The sequence below is a fragment of the Streptomyces sp. NPDC058671 genome (assembly GCF_042716475.1).
Taxonomy (GTDB): domain Bacteria; phylum Actinomycetota; class Actinomycetes; order Streptomycetales; family Streptomycetaceae; genus Streptomyces.
The window spans coordinates 140719-157085 of record NZ_JBHXSA010000010.1 but is presented as its reverse complement, the minus strand read 5'-3'; the positions used below and the strand labels follow the sequence as shown (position 1 = coordinate 157085).

Below are 16367 nucleotides of genomic sequence, written 5' to 3'. Positions count from 1 at the left end.
ACTGTCCCGCGTGGGGACTCACATCGGCAGATACGTCATCGAGCACAAACTAGGCGAAGGCGGGATGGGTACCGTCTATCTGGCCCGATCGCGCGGCGGGCGTGCCGTCGCCGTCAAGGTGGCCCGGCCGGAACTCGCCGCCGATCCCTCCTTCCGCGCCCGCTTCCGCGCCGAGGTCGCCGCCGCCCGGCAGGTCGGCGGTTTCCACACCGCGCAGGTCGTCGACGCCGACCCCGACGCCGAGGCGCCCTGGCTCGCCACCGCCTACATCCCGGGCCCCACCCTCTCGGCCCTCGTCACCGCAGAAGGCCCCATGGACGAGGCGCGGCTGCGCTCGCTCGCGGCCGCGCTCGCCGAGGCCTTGGAGGCCATCCACGCCTGCGGGCTCGTCCACCGCGACCTCAAGCCCGGCAACATCGTCATGGCCCCCGACGGGCCCCGCGTCCTCGACTTCGGCATCGCCCGCGCGGTGGAGTCGACCCGCCTCACCGCCACCGGCTCCGCCTTCGGCACCCCCGGCTACCTCGCCCCCGAACAGGCCCTCGGCGAGGAGGTGACGGGCGCCGCCGACGTCTTCGCCCTGGGCGCCGTGCTCGTCGCCGCGGCGGGCGGACGGCCCTTCGGCGACGGTACGCCGATGGGCCTCATGTACCGGGCGGTCCACGAGGCCCCGGACCTGACGGCGGTCCCGGCCGGGCTGCGCCACCTGGTGGGAGCGTGTCTCGCGAAGGCCCCGGGGAAGCGCCCGGCGCCCGGCGCGATCCTGGACACCCTGACGGACGCACCGCTGCGGGAGAGGACGCCCACGGTCGTCGTACGGGACGCCGAACCGGTATCCGTACGGGAGGGGGTGCCGGGGCCCGTACGGGATGTGACACCGGTTTCCGTAAGGGCCGCCGAACCGGTATCCGTACGGGATGCGACACCGGTTTCCGTAAGGGCCGCAGACCCGGCAGCCGTACGGGACGCGGTGCCGGCACCCGTACGGGACGCGCCCCCGCTGACCGCGCTGCCCACCATGCCCGCGTCGCCGCCCCCGCCCGCTCCGGCGCTCGTCGCCGCCGACGGAGACTGCGGGGTGGTGGCCGACGCCGATGGGATCCGATTCGAGGTCTTCGACGAGGAGGCCGAGTTCGCCTGGGCGGAGATCGGGTCCGTCGAGTACGGGGCCGTCCGCAGGGGCCGTCAGCTCCGGGTCGTCGTCACGCTGTACGACGGCTCGGCGTACGAGTGCGAGGTCAACGGCCGCGCCACCCTGGTGAAGGAGTGGGTCGCCCAGCTCGACCTCGTGCTGGGCCACTGCATGCCCTAGCGGACACGCGGGTGGCGCCGGCGGGGGAGACCGCCGGCGCCACCGTTTCCTTACCGCTGTACCGCCGTGTCGTTACGGCAGGTTGTGGACGTGCGGGCCCACCGCGTTCGACCAGGCGTTGCCGGCCGTCGCGTCCCAGTTGGTCGACCAGGTCATGGCGCCGCGCAGCGACGGCCAGGTCTGGGCGGGCTTGAAGGTGCCGCAGCCGGTGCCCCAGGTCAGGCAGTCCAGCGCGTTCTTCACGATCTGCGGGTCGACGTAACCGCTGCCCGCGCCCCGCGTGGAGGCGGGGACGCCCAGGCCGACCTGGGACGGGGCGAGACCGCCCTGGAGCTGGATGCAGGCCAGCGCGGTGAGGAAGTCCACCGTGCCCTGGCTGTACACCTTGCCGTCGCAGCCCAGCATCGAACCGCTGTTGTAGTACTGCATGTTGACCACCGTGAGGATGTCCTTCACGGCGAGCGCGGTCTTGAAGTACTCCGTTCCCGTGTTCTGCATGTCGATGGTCTGCGGGGCCATCGTCAGGACCATGGTGGGGCCCGCCTTGGCGGAGAGCTGGCGCAGTGCCTTGGTCAGGTAGGTGGAGTTGATGCCGTGTTCGAGGTCGATGTCGATCCCGTTGAAGCCGTACTCCTGCATCAGGGTGTACGCGCTGTTCGCGAAGGCGGTCGCGGAGGCGTCACTGTTGATCGTGACGTTCCCCTTCTCGCCGCCGACCGAGATGATGACGGACTTGCCGGCCGCCTTCTTGGCGGCGATGTCGGCCTTGAAGTCGGCGACGGAGGCGTAGCCGACTGCCGGGTCGAGGTTGAAGACGATCTGGCCGGGCGTGGCCGTCGAGTCGGCGAACGAGACGGTGATGATGTCGTACTGGGACTGGACGTCCCGCAGCTTCTGGACCGTGGCGCCGTTGTTGAAGTTCTGCCAGTAGCCGGTGAGCGCGTGCCTGGGTACGGCGGGGCCGGGGCCCGGGTCGGTGACCTTCGCGGTCCGCGCCGTCACGGCGGTGGACTTCGCGGACTCGCCGGCGGAGTTCGTCGCGGCGACCTGGAACTGGTACGCGGTGTCGGCGGTGAGCCCGGTGACGGTCGTCGACGTACCGGTCACGGCCTGCGGGTTCGCGCCGTTGCGGTACACCTTGTAGCCGGTGGCGCCGGAGACCGCGCCCCAGCTGAGGGCGACGGAGTTCGAGGTGACCGTGCCCGCCGCGAGACCGGCCGGGGTGGCGGGGACGACCGGGTCGGGGTCCTGGCCGCCGCCCCCGTCGGGACCGAAGACGCTGACGTCGTCCACGAGGTAGGGGGAGGTCCCGTACCAGCCGTGGGTGTAGATCTCGACCGAGGTGGTGCTCGCGCCGGTGGTGAAACCGGTGGTCAGCTGCTTCCAGGCGGCGCTGTCGGGCGTCCAGGTGGAGACGCTGCCGCTGCCGGTTCCCGTGCCGTTCACGCCGAGGTAGGCGTAACCGCCCTGGACCCAGGCGCTCAGCGTGTACGTCGAGTTGGGCTTCACGGCCACGGTCTGCACGCACTTGGCGTTGTCGAGCCCGGCCGGGGTGGCCCTGAGCGCGCCGGCGCCGGTGCGGACCGGGGAGGAGACGGCGGCGCCGCTCCCGGCGGAACACGCCCAGTTGGTCAGGCCGCTCTCGAACCCGGCGTTCTTGGCGACGTTGACGTCGGCCGCCTGCGCGGTGCCGGCGCCGCCGACGAGGACGAGCCCGGAGCCCACGGCGAGCGCGAGGGCTCCGCCGAGCCAGCGGCGTCCGAGCGGGCGGGTGGTGGTGCGGTCCACGTGCATCCTCCGGTGGGGGAGTTGGGGATGTGGCGGTGTCGTACGCGTACGGGAGTGCGGGACGTCGGGAGGCGGGTGCGGACGTCGGCCTCCGTTGTCGGAACAAGTTGGTCCAGACCAATCACATTGTCAAGGCCTGACGCGGCAGAGGCTGTTCGCCCGGGGCGGGAGGTCGAAGAAATGGGGGCGGCTTGGCGGATTGTGTGTTCACCACCCCGGGTGACGCCGATAGGGTGCAGGCACGGCAGCACCCTGCGGTGACGCCGTGAACGCGGTAAGTGATCCACGGCCCCCGTGAGCCCGGAGGCCGGAGGGGACGGGGTATCCGACGTGGCGACAGCGATCGCGGTCACCAGCGCCGACCTGGTGCTGCCGCCGACCGACCCTGGAACCCCGCACGCGGCCGTCCTCCCGGCCCCCGGGACGCAGCCGCTCGACGCGTCCCTCGCCGATATGCAGCAGCTCCTCGCCCGGTACGGACACGTGGTCGTCGTCTGTCCCACCTCAGCCCCGGCCGCCGTCGAGCGCCGGCTGCTCGCCGTCCGCGCCCTGCTCGAAAGCGACCGGATCGCGCTGGTCCGCACCGACCTGCCGCCCCTCGGAGCGGCCGTACTCGTGCGGCAGCTCCGACAGTTGGCGGGCTGCGACTTCAGCCCCGGCGTCCTCGCGTCCGCCGCCCGGCTGCTCGCCCACTACATCTACGCGGGCGCCGTCCTCGGCTCCGTCTCCCGGCTCGACCGCGTCCCCGTCAGCCTCGGCTCCCACCTCAAGAGCTGGCTGCCCGGCGCGCACTTCGCCGTACTCGCCGGACCGACCCCGCAGATCACGCGCGTCGGCACCGGCGAGAAGCCCCTCGCCGGACCCGAGTTCACCACCGAGCTCCTCCTCGCCCGCGGCCAGCTCCAGACCGACTGGCCCACCACCACCCTCGTGCCCCGCTGGCGGATCCAGGGCGCGACCCAGGAGGCGCCGCTGCCCGAGACCTCGCCGGGCTGGTGGGGCACCGGCAAGCTCGTCGAGTTCGCCGCGTACCTCCCCGACCTGTCCGTCCTCTACCAGCTCGTCTCCTCCGTACGGCGCGAGACCTGCCACTGGTGCGCGATGGACCTCATCGGCGACCGCTGCGGCTTCTGCGCGGCGCCCCTGACGGTGGGTACGGCGCCGGAGGCGGGGGGACGCGGGGCGGGGGAGGTGGGGGGCCGCGCGGTGGGGGACGGCGGGCACGACGTTCGAGCCCTGGGCCCGGGCGCGCCGCGGACCGCTTCACACGGCCCTGGCGCCCTCGGACCCGGCACCCCGGGCGTCGGCGGACAGGCGACCCGGGTCCTGAGGTCCGGTGCGCACGCCCCCAGCGCCCTCGCCCCCGGCGCCCTCGGACCCGGCACCCCGCGGCCCGCCTCACCCGCCCCCCGCGCCCTGCCATGAACCGCACCGGCGCGACGTCCCCGTACGACCGCCCACCCACCGGCCCCGTCCACCAGCCCCGTCCGCCCGGACCCACGTCTCCGATCGAGGTAGTACGGCCATGAACTCCCGCCAGCGCCGCGGCGTCATCCTGCTGCTGCTGTCCGTCCTGTGCGCCCTCGGGGCCTTCGCCGGTGTCCTCGCCGTCATCAGCGACGTGAACTCCAAGGTCGGCCCGGAGACCACCGCGTACCGGGTCAAGAGCGCTGTGGCCCCCTACACCCCGCTGCGGGCGGCCCAGTTCGAGAAGATCTCCATGCCGGAGCGCTGGCTCTCCGACACCGCCGTCACCGACCTCCGCCAGATCGAGGGCAGGATCGCCGTCACCAAGCTCAAGGCCGGCTCGCTCCTCCAGACCGACATGATCGTCGAGCAGCCCGAACTCCAGCCCGGCCAGCAGGAGATCGCGATCATGGTCGACGCGGCGACCGGCGTCGCCGGGAAGATCAACGCCGGCGCCACCGTCAACATCTACGCCACCTTCGCCGGCGAGAAGAAGGACGCCCCCTCCCAGTCACGGATGATCGTCGCCGGTGCCCGCGTGCTCTCGGTCGGCAAGCTCACCGCCATCAGCGACAGCACCGACCGCGCCGGCCGCACCTCCCAGGCCGTCCCGATCAGCTTCGCCCTCTCCACCCTCGACACCCAGCGCGTGGCGTACGCCGAGTCCTTCGCCGAGCACGTACGCCTCGCCCTCGTCGCCCCCACCACCGGCGGCGCCCCGGCCGACCAGCGCGACCGCACCTACACGCTCGACAAGGACAAGTGAGGCCGGTATGACCACCAGGATCCTGCCGGCCGTCGGGGACCCCGACGCGGCCCGGTCGGTCACCACCCTGATCGGCCAGCTCCCCGACGCCGAACCCGCCACCCCGGTCACCGACTCCACCCAGCTCCTCGACACCCTCGCCCGCCTCGCCGCCGCCTCCCTCGACGAACTCCCCGAGGTCGTCCTCGTCCACGAGCGGATCGGTCCCGTCCCCGCGCTGGAACTCGTCCGCGAGGTCGCCCTCCGCTTCCCCGCCGTCGGCGTCGTCCTCATCACCGCCGACGCCAGCCCCGTCCTCTTCTCCGCCGCCATGGACTCCGGCGCCCGAGGCCTCGTCACCCTCCCCCTCGGATACGAGGAGCTCGCCAGCCGCGTCCAGGCCGCCGCCCAGTGGTCCGCCGGCGTCCGCCGCCACCTCGGGGCCGGAGCCGAGCAGGTCACCGGTCCCGGCGGCACCGTCGTCACCGTCAGCGGCGCCAAGGGCGGTGTCGGCACCACCGTCACCGCCGTCCACCTCGCCCTCGCGGCCCGTGCCTCCGGCCGTACCGTCGCCCTCGTCGACATGGACCTCCAGAGCGGCGACATCGCCTCCTACCTCGACGTCCAGTTCCGGCGCTCCGTCGCCGACCTCGCCGCCATCACCGACATCTCGCCGCGTGTCCTCCAGGACGCCGTGTACGTCCACGAGACCGGCCTCTCGCTGCTTCTCGCCCCCGCGGAGGGCGAACGCGGCGAAGAGGTCACCGACCGCGCCGCCCGACAGGTCGTCAGCGCCCTGCGAGGCCGGCACGAGGTCGTCGTCGTCGACTGCGGCTCCCAGCTCACCGGCGCCGGTGCGGCCGTCATCGAGATGGCCGACACCGCCCTGCTCGTCGCCACCCCCGACGTCGTCGCCGTCCGGGCGGCCAAACGGACCGTACGCATGTGGGAACGGCTCCAGGTCCGCAAGGCCGAGGAGACGGTCACCGTGGTCAACCGCCACCACCGCACGAGCGAGATCCAGCCACCCCTCGTCCAGAAGATCACCGGCACCCGGATCGCGGGCGTCGCCGTTCCCGCCCACTTCAAGGAACTCCAGGCCGTCGTCGACGCCGGCCGGCTCCACGAACTCGACGCCAAGTCGACGGTCAAGCAGGCGCTGTGGACCCTCGCGGGCGAGCTGGGCCTGGTCGGAGCCGCGGCGGCCGGGGGTCCCGGAAAGCCCGGGAGGCCGGGAAAGCCCGGCAAGCAGCTCGCCCGCGCCGGTGACCGGGGCTCGCTCGGGCTGCGGCGCCGTACCGGAGGACGCTGAGGGATGCGTGGCTACCGGGACGCGCGCACGGACGACCGGGGGCAGGTGGCCGTCGAGTTCCTCGGCATGGTGCCCATCATCCTGCTCACCCTCGTCCTGCTCTGGCAGGTCGTCCTGGTCGGCTACACGTACACCCTGGCGGGGAACGCGGCGGACGAGGCGGCGCGGGCCGCGGCGGTCGGCGACGACTGCGGCGAGGCCGCGATGCGGCACCTGGACGGGCCATGGAGGAGCGGCGCCGAACCGGTCTGCTCCGAGGGCGGCGGCGTGGTGACCGCGGTGGTGACGATCCGGGTCCCCGTCCTCGTCCCCGGCGTGGGCGGCCTCTTCGACGTCAAGGGCAGGGCGGGCGCGATCTCGGAGGTCCCGACACCATGACTGGACAACCGGGCACGAGGCCGCGCGACCGGGGCCAGGCCGCCATCGAGTACCTCGGGTTCCTCCCGATCCTGCTCCTCGTCGGCCTCGCGGGTCTGCAGCTCGGCGTCGCCGCGTACGCCGCCCAGCAGGCGGGCTCCGCGGCCCGCGCGGCGGCGAGGGCCGCGAGCATGGACGAGGACGAGGGCGGGAACGCGCCCGACGCCCGGTCGGCCGGCTTCGCCGCCGCCGAGTGGGCCACCGACGTCGTCGTCGCCCGGGAGGGGGGCGCGGCCGTCGCCACCGTCACCGTACGCGTCCCCTCGGTCGTCCCCTTGTGGGACTTCGACCCCGTGACGAAGACCGCCACCATGCCGATGCCACCGGACCATGAGGAGGGGCCGTGAGCCTGCGTTCCCGCATCAACGCCCCCGAGGAGCACGGCGGCGCCGCGGCCGCCCGGGAGGACGGCCACCTCGTCGCCTCCTTCCGCGCCAAGCTCCTGGAGGAGATCGACCTCACCGAGATGTCCGCGCTGGCGGCGGCCGAGCGCCGGGCCCGTCTGGAGCGCGTCCTCGGGCACATCATCAGCCGCGAGGGCCCGGTCCTCTCCACCGCCGAACGCGCCCAGCTGATCCGCCGTGTCGTCGACGAGGCCCTCGGGCTCGGCGTACTCGAACCGCTCCTCGAAGACGCCTCCATCACCGAGATCATGGTCAACGGCCCCGACCAGATCTTCATCGAGCGCAACGGCCGCGTCGAACTGCTGCCGCTCCGCTTCGCCTCCCACGACCAGCTGATGCAGACCATCGAGCGGATCGTGTCCACGGTCAACCGGCGCGTCGACGAGTCGAACCCCATGGTCGACGCCCGGCTCCCCTCCGGCGAGCGCGTCAACGTCATCATCCCGCCGCTCTCCCTCACCGGCGCCACCCTCACCATCCGCCGCTTCCCCCGCGCGTACACGCTCCACGAGATGCTCGGCCTCGGATCCCTCGACGAGCAGATGCTGCTCCTGCTGTCGGGGCTCGTCCAGGCGAAGTTCAACCTGATCGTCTCCGGCGCCACCGGCACCGGGAAGACGACCCTCCTCAACGCCCTCTCCGGTCTCGTCCCGGACGGCGAGCGGATCATCACCATCGAGGACTCGGCGGAACTCCAGCTCCAGCAGTCCCACGTGATCCGCCTGGAGGCCCGCCCGCCGAACATCGAGGGCCGCGGAGCCATCTCCATCCGCGACCTCGTCCGCAACTCCCTCCGCATGCGCCCCGACCGGATCATCGTCGGAGAGGTACGCGGCGGCGAGACCCTCGACATGCTCCAGGCGATGTCCACCGGCCACGACGGCTCCCTCGCCACCGTCCACGCCAACTCCGCCGAGGACGCCCTCATGCGCCTCCAGACCCTCGCCTCGATGTCCGAGGTGAAGGTGCCGTTCGAGGCGCTGCGCGACCAGATCAACAGCGCTGTCGACGTCCTCGTCCAGCTCACCCGGCACCCCGACGGCACCCGCCGGATCACCGAGATCGCCGTCCTCGCCTCCCACGGGCGCGAACGCTTCCTGCTCGCCACGGTGTGCCGCTTCCACGCCCAGCCCCTCGCCGCCGACGGAAGGGTGTACGGGCAGTTCACGTACCACCCCCTGCCACGACGGGTCGCCGAACGCCTCTACCTGGCCGGTCAGCCCATCCCCCAGGCCTTCGGTGTGGCGCCGACCGACGCCCACCTGGCCACCCGGGAGGCGGAATGATGACCGGCGGTCCCGTGGCCACCCGAGGCGGAGTGACGACGACCGGTGGCCCCGTGGCCACCCGAGGCGGAGTGACGATGACCGGCGGGCCCCTTGCCGTCCGAGGCGGAGTGGCGACGACCGGCGGCCCCCTTGCCGTCCGAGGCGGCATGACGATGACCGGCGGCCAGCTCGCCACCCGGGAGACGGAGCGATGACCGATCCCTTCTGGTTGACCACGGGCGTGACACTGCTCGCCTGCGTCCTCGGCATCATCGGCGTTCAGGTGTACGCGAACGGCGCCCGCCGGCACGCGGAGCTGGTCGCCCGCCTCGACGACTCCGGGACCCCCGACACCACCGGCCGCCGCAGGCGCCGCTTCCGGGCCGTCGACCGGCGCGTCCGGCGGACCGCCCTCGGTCGCCGACTGGAACTGCGGATCGCGGCCACCGGTCTCGACGTCACCCCCGGCGAGTTCACCGTCGGCCTCGCCGCGACCGTGGCCGTCCTGTGGGTCGTCGGCCAGGCCGCGCTGTCCCCGTTCTTCGGACCGATCTGCGGACTTCTCGGCGTATGGGTGGCGATGGGCTTCCTCAGCTGGCAGCGCCAGAAACGCATCGAGAAGTTCATCAACCAACTCCCCGAACTGTCCCGCATCCTGGCCAACGCCACTCAGGCCGGGCTCGCCCTCCGGATGGCCCTCAGCCTGGCCGCCGACGAGCTGGAGGCCCCCGCCGGAGTCGAACTGGAGAAGGTGGCCCAGCAACTGGCCGTCGGCACCTCCCTCGACGACGCACTCGGCGAACTCGCCGAACGCCTGCCCTCCCGCGAACTCGTCGTCCTCGTCACCACCCTCGTCCTCGCCAACCGGGCCGGCGGAACCGTCGTCTCCTCCCTGCGGAACCTCACCGAGACCCTGGAGGAACGCAAGGAGACCCGGCGCGAGGTCCGCACCCAGCTCTCCCAGGTGAGCATGACCGCGTACTCCGTGCCCGTCATCGGCGTCGGCTCGCTCCTGCTCATCGACAACATGCAGCCCGGCGCCCTCGACCGGATGACCAGCTCGGGCGTCGGACAGTTCGCCGTCGTCGCCGCCTTCGCCCTGTACGTGGTCGGCTTCGTCGCCATCCGCCGCTTCTCCAAGATCGACGTGTAGGGACCGCCGCCGTGGAACTCCTCCTCGCCCTCCTCGCCGGCCTCGCCGTCGCCGGCGTCAGCTACGGCCTGCGCCTCTACCGCGCCGACGCCCGGCTCCCGGACGACCTCAGACTCGCCCTGGAGGTCGGCGCCACCCGCACCGGCGCCGTCGACTCGGCGGTCGACCGACTCGGCATGCGCTGGTCCCCGGCGGTACTCCGGCTGATGGGTCCCAAACGGGTCAACGCCGTCCGCCGCCGCATCGACCTCGCGGGAAACCCCGGCGGCCTCACCATCGACCGGTACGGGGCGAGGCGGGCGGTCTACGGCTTCCTCGGCGTCCTCGGCGGCCTGCTGATGCTGTCGAAGGGGTCGTTCCTGGTCGCGCTGCTGCTGTTCGCCTTCGGCGCGTTCTGGACGGAGGTCGGCATCTGGTCGGCGGTCCGCATCCGCAAGGACCAGATCGAACGCACGCTGCCGGACTTCCTGGACGTCCTCGCCGTCGTCGTCTCGGCCGGCCTCGGCTTCCGCCAGGCCCTCGAACGCGTCGCCGAGAAGTACGAGGGCCCCTGGTCCGACGAACTCCGCATCACCCTGCGCCAGATGGACATGGGCGTCAGCCGCCGCCAGGCCTTCGACGAACTGCGCCGCCGCAACGACTCCGAACAGGTCGCCCAGTTCGTCACCGCCCTCCAGCAGGGCGAGGAACTCGGCGCGCCCATCGTCGACACGCTGATCCAGATCGCCAACGACATGCGCCGCACCGACGCCCAGAACGCCCGCCGCAAGGCCGCGAAGGCCGTCCCGAAGGCCACGATGGTGATCACGACGCTGATGGTCCCGGCGACGATGATCCTGCTCGGCGCGGGCCTGTTCCTGGGCACGGGCACGGACTTCGGGTCGGTGACCGGCGAGTGAGCGTGCGGGATGACAAATTCGGGGGAAAGGCCTTCGCGCGCGCAACAGGATGTGCCACAGTGCGGACTGAGTGTGAGGGAGGTGGAGGAGTGACGCACACGAGCACGACGAGCCGCGACAGCGGCCGAACCGCTCCCCACGCACCCACCGAGGCCATAGCCTCCCGGCAGGGCACCAGGCCCACCCGATGACCCAAGCGCCGACGTCCGAACGCGGAGGGGACCACGATGAACGACGCGATGCTGAAGGCCCTGACCAAGGCCAAGATCGTACTGACCCCCGCCCGGAGGCAGAGGGACAGCGGGCAGACGGCGGTGGAGTATCTGGGGATCATTGTGGTGGTGGTCGCGATTGTGGTGGCGATTACGGGGACGGATATCGGCCAGTCGATCAAGGATGCTATTGCCCAGAAGATCACCGAGCTTACCGGCGGCGAGTAGCCACGCGGCGTGTGCAGGGCGACGCGGGGCAGGCATTTCCCGTTTACATCGCAGTCGTGGCTGGCTTGTTGTTTCTCGGCTTTGCGTACTTCGCTGTGGGGCAGGCTGCTTCTACGCGAAATAGCGCTCAGACCGCTGCCGATGCGGCGGTCCTGGCGGCGGCACTCGACGCCAGGGAGCAACTGCGCGACGGTTGGCTTGAAGTCATTCTCGACCCAGACCAGTGGGGCGGGTTCATTGAGGGTGAGGCATACGTCGACAGTTCCTCTGCGTGTAGAAACGCAGCGGAGTTTGCCTCGCGTAACAGGGCTAGGCTGGCAGACCCCCCTTGTGAGCGCCTGTCCTCGGAGGGCAACGGATTTAGGGTGACAGTGCTCACGGCGGGTGGAGAAGCGGATCCAGCCAAAGCGTCCGCCGAGGCGGTGATCGAGCCGCGCTGCACGTTCGAGGAGCAGGAGCCAGAGCCCACGGTGGAGCCGTCGACCTCACCCCCGTCCCCACCGCCGTCGGGTGAGCCCCAAGAGGAGGATCCCGGTCCGATTCTCGGGCTCTTCTGCGACGGTAAGCCGTGGGAGATCGATCCAGCGGATCCCAGACTTCCCACTGCCGCCGAGCTGTTCACTGTCCGACTGTCTGAATGACCTGCGACGAGCAAAGAGAAGAGCGGTACATGAGCGTGCGATACGCATGGAATGGCCGAGGCGCGGTGGCCGTCGTCGCCGCTGCGTCGGTGACACTCTTCGTGGCTGGCTGCGGAGCAGAGGAGAAGCCGCGGGCAGACAAGCCGACTGCGGCCACTACTTCGCCTCAGAAGACCCAAGCGAGTCAAGGGCAGCCGTCCATAGAGGAGCCTACCGAAGTGGTGGCTGTCCTCAAGGGCCAGAAGGGGCTTGAGATGTCCGTTAACTCGATAGAGCGAGACGCGGGCGGGTTTCTCACGATCAAAGGTCAGTTGAAAAACACGGCCGCTACCGCGACCATCATTCCCTCTCGCCTGAGCGGCGACGAGACAGAGGTCGTGAAGCACGGGAACTCCCTGGGCGGGGCCACCTTGGTCGACTCCCTGGGAAAGAGACGGTACTACGTGCTGAGGGACACTGACGGGCGTCCGCTGACCACTTCAGGGCTCTCCAATCTTGGCGCCGACCGGTCAATCCCCGTCTTCATGCAATTCCCCGCCCCCCCCACCTCCACCACCGAGGTCTCCTTCCAGCTCCCCACCTTCGAACCCGCCACCCTCAAACTCTCCTGAGGCGACGCCATGACGACGACCTACCGCCGCCTCGCCGCACTCGCCATCGTCTCCCTCGCGTTGGGGCCCCTCACCATGCCCACCGCTCACGCCGACGATCCCCCCGGGTCCGCCGCCAGCGCCTCGCCCCCGCCCGTCATCGACCCCACCGCCCCCGGCCTCATGCTTCCCGACGGTGCCACCCTCGCGGCCGCCAAGGTGCTCGACATCAAGCAGATCGTCGAGGAGGAGGGCGGGCAGCAGCGGCGGCAGGACACCAACGTGGACGTGACGTTCGCGCTGCAGGCCGAGGTGCTGTTCCCGAAGAACAGCGCGAAGCTCGGGCCCGCCGCCCACGCCCGGATCGCCGCCATCGCCGCGGAGATCGACAAGCTGGGGTCCGGAAGCGTCCGGGTGTTCGGGTTCACCGACAACCTCGGGACGTACGAGCACGGGCTCAAGCTGTCGAAGCAGCGGGCCGTCGCCGTGCAGCAGGTGCTCGCGCGGAGTCTCCAGCCGGGGACGGCCTTCGACATCCGCGGGTACAGCGAGGACTACCCGATCGCCGACAACGGCTCCGAGGAGGGCCGGAAGAAGAACCGACGCGTCGAGATCTCCTTCCCCCGTACCTCCTCCGCGCCCTAACCGGAAAGCCACGCGAGCGCCGTCCGGATCGTGGCCGTCATGCGGTCCGGGCGGTGGAAGACCTCCCCCGCCGTGAACCGAAGCACCCGGCGCACCTCGGGACAGGACTGGAGCGCGTTGTAGCGGGCGACGTCCCGTTCGTGGGCCCGGCGGGTGCCGTGGAAGGCGTAGCCCTCGACCTCGACCGCCAGGCCCTCCGCCCGGAGGAGGAAGTCGGGGCGGAGCAGCAGCCGCCCGCACGCCGTGCGTACCGACGGCTGGCACTCGGGGAGGAGTCCGGCGTCCCGTATCCGCAGTCTCGCGACCGTCTCCGCCGGGGAGCCCGACGCCGCCTCCGCCAGTCGCAGCCACGCGCGGGCGCGGGCCGCCCCCCGCCGGGGCGCCGCGAGTTCCTCGTAACGGACGCGCGCTTCCCGCCGTACTCCTCCGACCATCCGCCGCGCGAGCGCCGAGTCCGCCGTCACGACCGCCTCCTCGCGGCTGCCGCAGCCCCGTATGAGGTCCCCGACCGTCCTCGTCGGGGTCGTCGTCCGCAGGCCGCGCCGGGTCGTGCGGTCACGGTCGGTCAGGTGGATCGTGGCGTGCACCCGTATCCGGTCGCCGCGGGACGAGGAGGCCGGCCGGAGGGCGGTGCACTCCAGCTCGTCGGTCCCCTCCGTCGCTCCGAGCCGCTCGATCCGGTGCAGTCCGGCCGTCGTGCCGTGGCTGCACACCAGCTCCGGGCGCAGGAGCTGGAGCGCCGTCGCCCGCACCCTCCAGTCCACCTCTTTCCCCGGCGCCGCCCACGCGCCCCGGCAGATCCATTGCCGGCCGTCGCGGCGCAGGCGGCCGGCCAGGCGTCCCGGTGGGCAGCCCGCCGCGACCGCCCAGACCGTCAGGAGGACCCCGCCCCTGGCGAGGACCGCCAACTCGTGCATACGCCCAACGATCCACGGAAGAGGGACACTTCGCACCCCCTGTGGAAAACCTCCCGAAAGTCGTCGTCAGGAACGCGCAAAGGTAGGGACAGGTGCGGCGGCGCGGAGCATTCTGGACGGATGACGACGACTCCGAGCGACACGCCGAGCCAGGCTGCTCGCGCGACGCCGAGCCAGACACTGGGGCAGACGCCGAGCCCGACACCGGGTCAGAGCCAGAAATCGAGCCAGGCGTCGAACCAAGCGTCGGGCCAGGCGTCGACCCAGACATCCGGTCAGACATCGGGCCAGGCACCGGGCCGGACACCGGGGGTGCAGTTGGTCAGTGATCTCGTCAGCCGGATCCCCGAGTTCCGGGACGTGTACGACAACCACGTCCTCCATCAGGGCGGTGTGCTGCCCCATGTGTTCTTCTGGGACGTCGTGCAGAGCACCGTCCGTTCCTTCCTCGGCGAGGCCCCGGGCGCCGCCGACTGGCGTCGCACCCTCGCGTTCCTGGAGGAGCAGAGCTGTCGAGGTGTTCTCGGGGTCGACGAGGTCATCGTGACGTCGTTCCTCAACGACCTGCCCTCCCCGCAGGAACCCGGCCACGCCATCGTCCACCAGCTCGGCCCCGTCATGGCCGCGAGGTTCGGCCGCATAAGGCCCCTCGGCTGACCCTTTTTCCGCCTCGGGATAATCGGACGCATGTCCGAGTCCCGTCCCGGTAGCCCCATACGTCCCACCCACCCCATGGTTCTCGCCGTCGGCGGGTACCTCGCCACCCGTCTCATCGGCCTCCTCGTCCTCGCCGTCGCGGCCGCCGCGACCGGCGAGGACGGGCTCCACCGGCTCAAGGGGCGCTGGGACTCCGTCTGGTACGTGCGGATCGCCGAGCACGGTTACGGGTACGAGACCACGCTGCCGAACGGTGACGTCCACTCCGACCTCGCCTTCTTCCCGCTCCTCCCGGCCCTGGAGCGCGGCCTCTCCGCCGTCCTCCCCGTGGACGCGGACACCGCCGGGCTGCTGGTCTCCTGGACCGCCGGGGTTCTCGCCGCCTGGGGCGTGTACCGGTGCGGCGCACACGCCTTCGGGACCCGTGCCGGCGTCGTGCTCGCCGTCCTCTGGGGCGTGTACCCGACCGCGTTCGTCCAGTCGATGGCGTACACGGAGACGCTGTTCACCGCCCTCGCCGCCTGGTCCCTGTACGCGGTCCTGCGCGGTCGCTGGATCCTGGCCGGCGTCCTGTGCGCGGCCGCCGGGCTCACCCGGCCGACAGCCGTCGCCCTGATCGCCGCCCTCGGGATCACGGCGCTCGTCACGCTCGTGCGGGATCGGCGGCTGCCCCCGCGGACGGTGATCGGGGTCCTGATCGCCCCGCTCGGCTGGCTCGGCTACGTCGGGTACGTCGGTGTCCGTGAGGGCCGCCCCACCGCCTACTTCGACGTCCAGGCCGACTGGGGCAACTCCGTCGACGGCGGTGTCGCCCTCGCCCGGTTCATCATCGGCCTGCCGTGGCCCGCGGCCCTCGGGCTGTCCGCGGCGCTCGCGCTGCTCGGCGGGCTCGTCGCGCTGTGCGTACGGCAGCGGCAGCCGCTGCCGCTGCTCGTCTACACGGTCGGGGTCGTGTTCGTCTCGCTCGTCGGCGCCGCGTACTTCGGCTCCCGGCCGCGTCTGATGATGCCCGCCTTCGGGCTGCTGCTCCCGCCCGCCGTGGCCCTGGCGCGAGCCCGGACCCGTAGCGTCGTGCCCGTCGTCGCCGGCCTCGCGCTGGCCTCCGCCGCGTACGGCGCCCTCACCCTCCTCGGCTCGGGCCCTCCGTGACGTCCACCCGCACGCGCACGCGTACCCGACGCTCTACGAAGCCCTGACGACCACGCCCCCGCGTACGCCCGTCTACGGGACTCCCGGACCCCACGCCCCCGCGTACGCCCGTCCACCGGACCCCACGGACCCCCGAACGCCCGAACCGCCCCGGACCCCGAACGCCCCGGACCCACGCCCCCCGTACGCCCGTCTACGGCACCCCCGCGTCCACCCCCACGCGTACCCCCGGACCGAGCCCCCACCCCGCCATCGCCCCCGCCTCCGCCTCCAAGACGTGTCGGCCGCGCGGTCGGACCATGCCGAGGCGGCCCGGCCGCATCGTGACCACGGACAGGACCCTGAACGAGCGGTCGAGGTAGGCCACGTCGATCGGGAACCGCATGCCGAAGGTGTGCACGCTGTTCGTCCTGACGATGAGCAGCGCCCCCGCGATCCCGTCCCGCCCGAGCAGCCCCCGCCGCCGCGCCCGGTACGAGGCCGCGACCTCCAGCGGCACCACCGCACCCGACGCCGTCAGCGTGCCCCGCCCGTCCCGCCATTTCCCCATGCGCCAGACCGTA

Annotated in this window: 17 protein-coding genes and 1 pseudogene; 15 read left to right on the top strand and 3 right to left on the bottom strand. The window is 71.9% G+C overall.

Annotated elements, in window-relative coordinates; translation table 11 throughout:
* Positions 1 to 64 precede the first annotated feature (64 nt).
* On the top strand, positions 65 to 1312 hold the full coding sequence (locus ACFWV2_RS15320) for a serine/threonine-protein kinase (protein ID WP_384405590.1): 1248 nt from the start codon (positions 65 to 67) through the stop codon (positions 1310 to 1312).
* Positions 1313 to 1384: 72 nt separating this feature from the next.
* On the opposite strand, the gene ACFWV2_RS15315 is transcribed toward ACFWV2_RS15320, so the two are convergent.
* Positions 1385 to 3106, bottom strand: coding sequence for a chitinase (locus tag ACFWV2_RS15315; protein WP_384405458.1), 1722 nt, complete (start codon positions 3104 to 3106; stop codon positions 1385 to 1387).
* A gap of 324 nt (positions 3107 to 3430) precedes the next feature.
* On the opposite strand from ACFWV2_RS15315, the pseudogene ACFWV2_RS15310 reads away from it, so the two are divergent.
* The 12 genes and pseudogenes from ACFWV2_RS15310 to ACFWV2_RS15255 all read left to right on the top strand — a co-directional run.
* Positions 3431 to 4246: pseudogene (locus tag ACFWV2_RS15310) on the top strand (hypothetical protein); the annotation flags it as partial.
* 379 nt (positions 4247 to 4625) lie between these two features.
* A complete protein-coding gene (gene cpaB, locus ACFWV2_RS15305) occupies positions 4626 to 5333 on the top strand; it encodes a Flp pilus assembly protein CpaB (protein WP_384405456.1) in 708 nt (235 codons plus the stop codon).
* Between the two features lie 7 nt (positions 5334 to 5340).
* Positions 5341 to 6624, top strand: coding sequence for a CpaE family protein (locus ACFWV2_RS15300; protein WP_384405455.1), 1284 nt, complete (start codon positions 5341 to 5343; stop codon positions 6622 to 6624).
* Between the two features lie 3 nt (positions 6625 to 6627).
* A complete protein-coding gene (locus ACFWV2_RS15295) occupies positions 6628 to 7002 on the top strand; it encodes a TadE/TadG family type IV pilus assembly protein (protein ID WP_384405453.1) in 375 nt (124 codons plus the stop codon).
* Positions 6999 to 7388, top strand: a complete 390-nt coding sequence (locus tag ACFWV2_RS15290) for a TadE/TadG family type IV pilus assembly protein (protein ID WP_384405452.1) — start codon at positions 6999 to 7001, stop codon at positions 7386 to 7388. Before ACFWV2_RS15295 ends, ACFWV2_RS15290 begins: the two co-directional genes overlap by 4 nt.
* Positions 7385 to 8731, top strand: coding sequence for a CpaF family protein (locus ACFWV2_RS15285; protein ID WP_384405450.1), 1347 nt, complete (start codon positions 7385 to 7387; stop codon positions 8729 to 8731). The genes ACFWV2_RS15290 and ACFWV2_RS15285 overlap by 4 nt, the downstream gene beginning before the upstream one ends.
* 193 nt (positions 8732 to 8924) lie before the next feature.
* The gene (locus ACFWV2_RS15280) at positions 8925 to 9866 is read left to right on the top strand and encodes a type II secretion system F family protein (RefSeq protein WP_384405449.1); all 942 of its coding nucleotides are present in this window, start codon (positions 8925 to 8927) and stop codon (positions 9864 to 9866) included.
* Between the two features lie 11 nt (positions 9867 to 9877).
* Complete coding sequence (locus ACFWV2_RS15275) at positions 9878 to 10765, top strand: DUF5936 domain-containing protein (RefSeq protein WP_384405448.1); 888 nt, start codon at positions 9878 to 9880, stop codon at positions 10763 to 10765.
* 227 nt (positions 10766 to 10992) lie between these two features.
* On the top strand, positions 10993 to 11205 hold the full coding sequence (locus ACFWV2_RS15270) for a Flp family type IVb pilin (protein WP_384405446.1): 213 nt from the start codon (positions 10993 to 10995) through the stop codon (positions 11203 to 11205).
* Between the two features lie 11 nt (positions 11206 to 11216).
* Positions 11217 to 11846, top strand: coding sequence for a pilus assembly protein TadG-related protein (locus tag ACFWV2_RS15265; protein WP_384405445.1), 630 nt, complete (start codon positions 11217 to 11219; stop codon positions 11844 to 11846).
* A gap of 65 nt (positions 11847 to 11911) precedes the next feature.
* Positions 11912 to 12457, top strand: a complete 546-nt coding sequence (locus ACFWV2_RS15260) for a hypothetical protein (protein ID WP_384405444.1) — start codon at positions 11912 to 11914, stop codon at positions 12455 to 12457.
* Positions 12458 to 12466: 9 nt separating this feature from the next.
* Entirely contained in the window at positions 12467 to 13081 is a 615-nt protein-coding gene (locus ACFWV2_RS15255; protein ID WP_384405443.1) for an OmpA family protein, read from the top strand.
* Here the strand turns inward: ACFWV2_RS15255 and ACFWV2_RS15250 are convergent.
* Positions 13078 to 13998: a hypothetical protein gene (locus ACFWV2_RS15250; protein ID WP_384405441.1), complete on the bottom strand. Its 921-nt coding sequence runs from the start codon at positions 13996 to 13998 to the stop codon at positions 13078 to 13080. The two genes, ACFWV2_RS15255 and ACFWV2_RS15250, sit on opposite strands and share 4 nt — an antisense overlap.
* Positions 13999 to 14310: 312 nt before the next feature.
* Here ACFWV2_RS15250 and ACFWV2_RS15245 point away from each other — a divergent pair, with 312 nt between their 5' ends.
* Both ACFWV2_RS15245 and ACFWV2_RS15240 read left to right on the top strand, forming a co-directional pair.
* A complete protein-coding gene (locus tag ACFWV2_RS15245) occupies positions 14311 to 14655 on the top strand; it encodes a hypothetical protein (RefSeq protein WP_384405440.1) in 345 nt (114 codons plus the stop codon).
* Between the two features lie 30 nt (positions 14656 to 14685).
* Positions 14686 to 15804 carry a glycosyltransferase family 39 protein gene (locus ACFWV2_RS15240; protein WP_384405439.1) on the top strand — a complete coding sequence of 373 codons (1119 nt, stop codon included), beginning with the start codon at positions 14686 to 14688 and terminating at the stop codon, positions 15802 to 15804.
* A 193-nt stretch (positions 15805 to 15997) separates the two neighbouring features.
* Here the strand turns inward: ACFWV2_RS15240 and ACFWV2_RS15235 are convergent, their stop codons facing one another.
* A complete protein-coding gene (locus tag ACFWV2_RS15235) occupies positions 15998 to 16354 on the bottom strand; it encodes a DUF192 domain-containing protein (RefSeq protein WP_384405438.1) in 357 nt (118 codons plus the stop codon).
* Positions 16355 to 16367 lie beyond the last annotated feature (13 nt).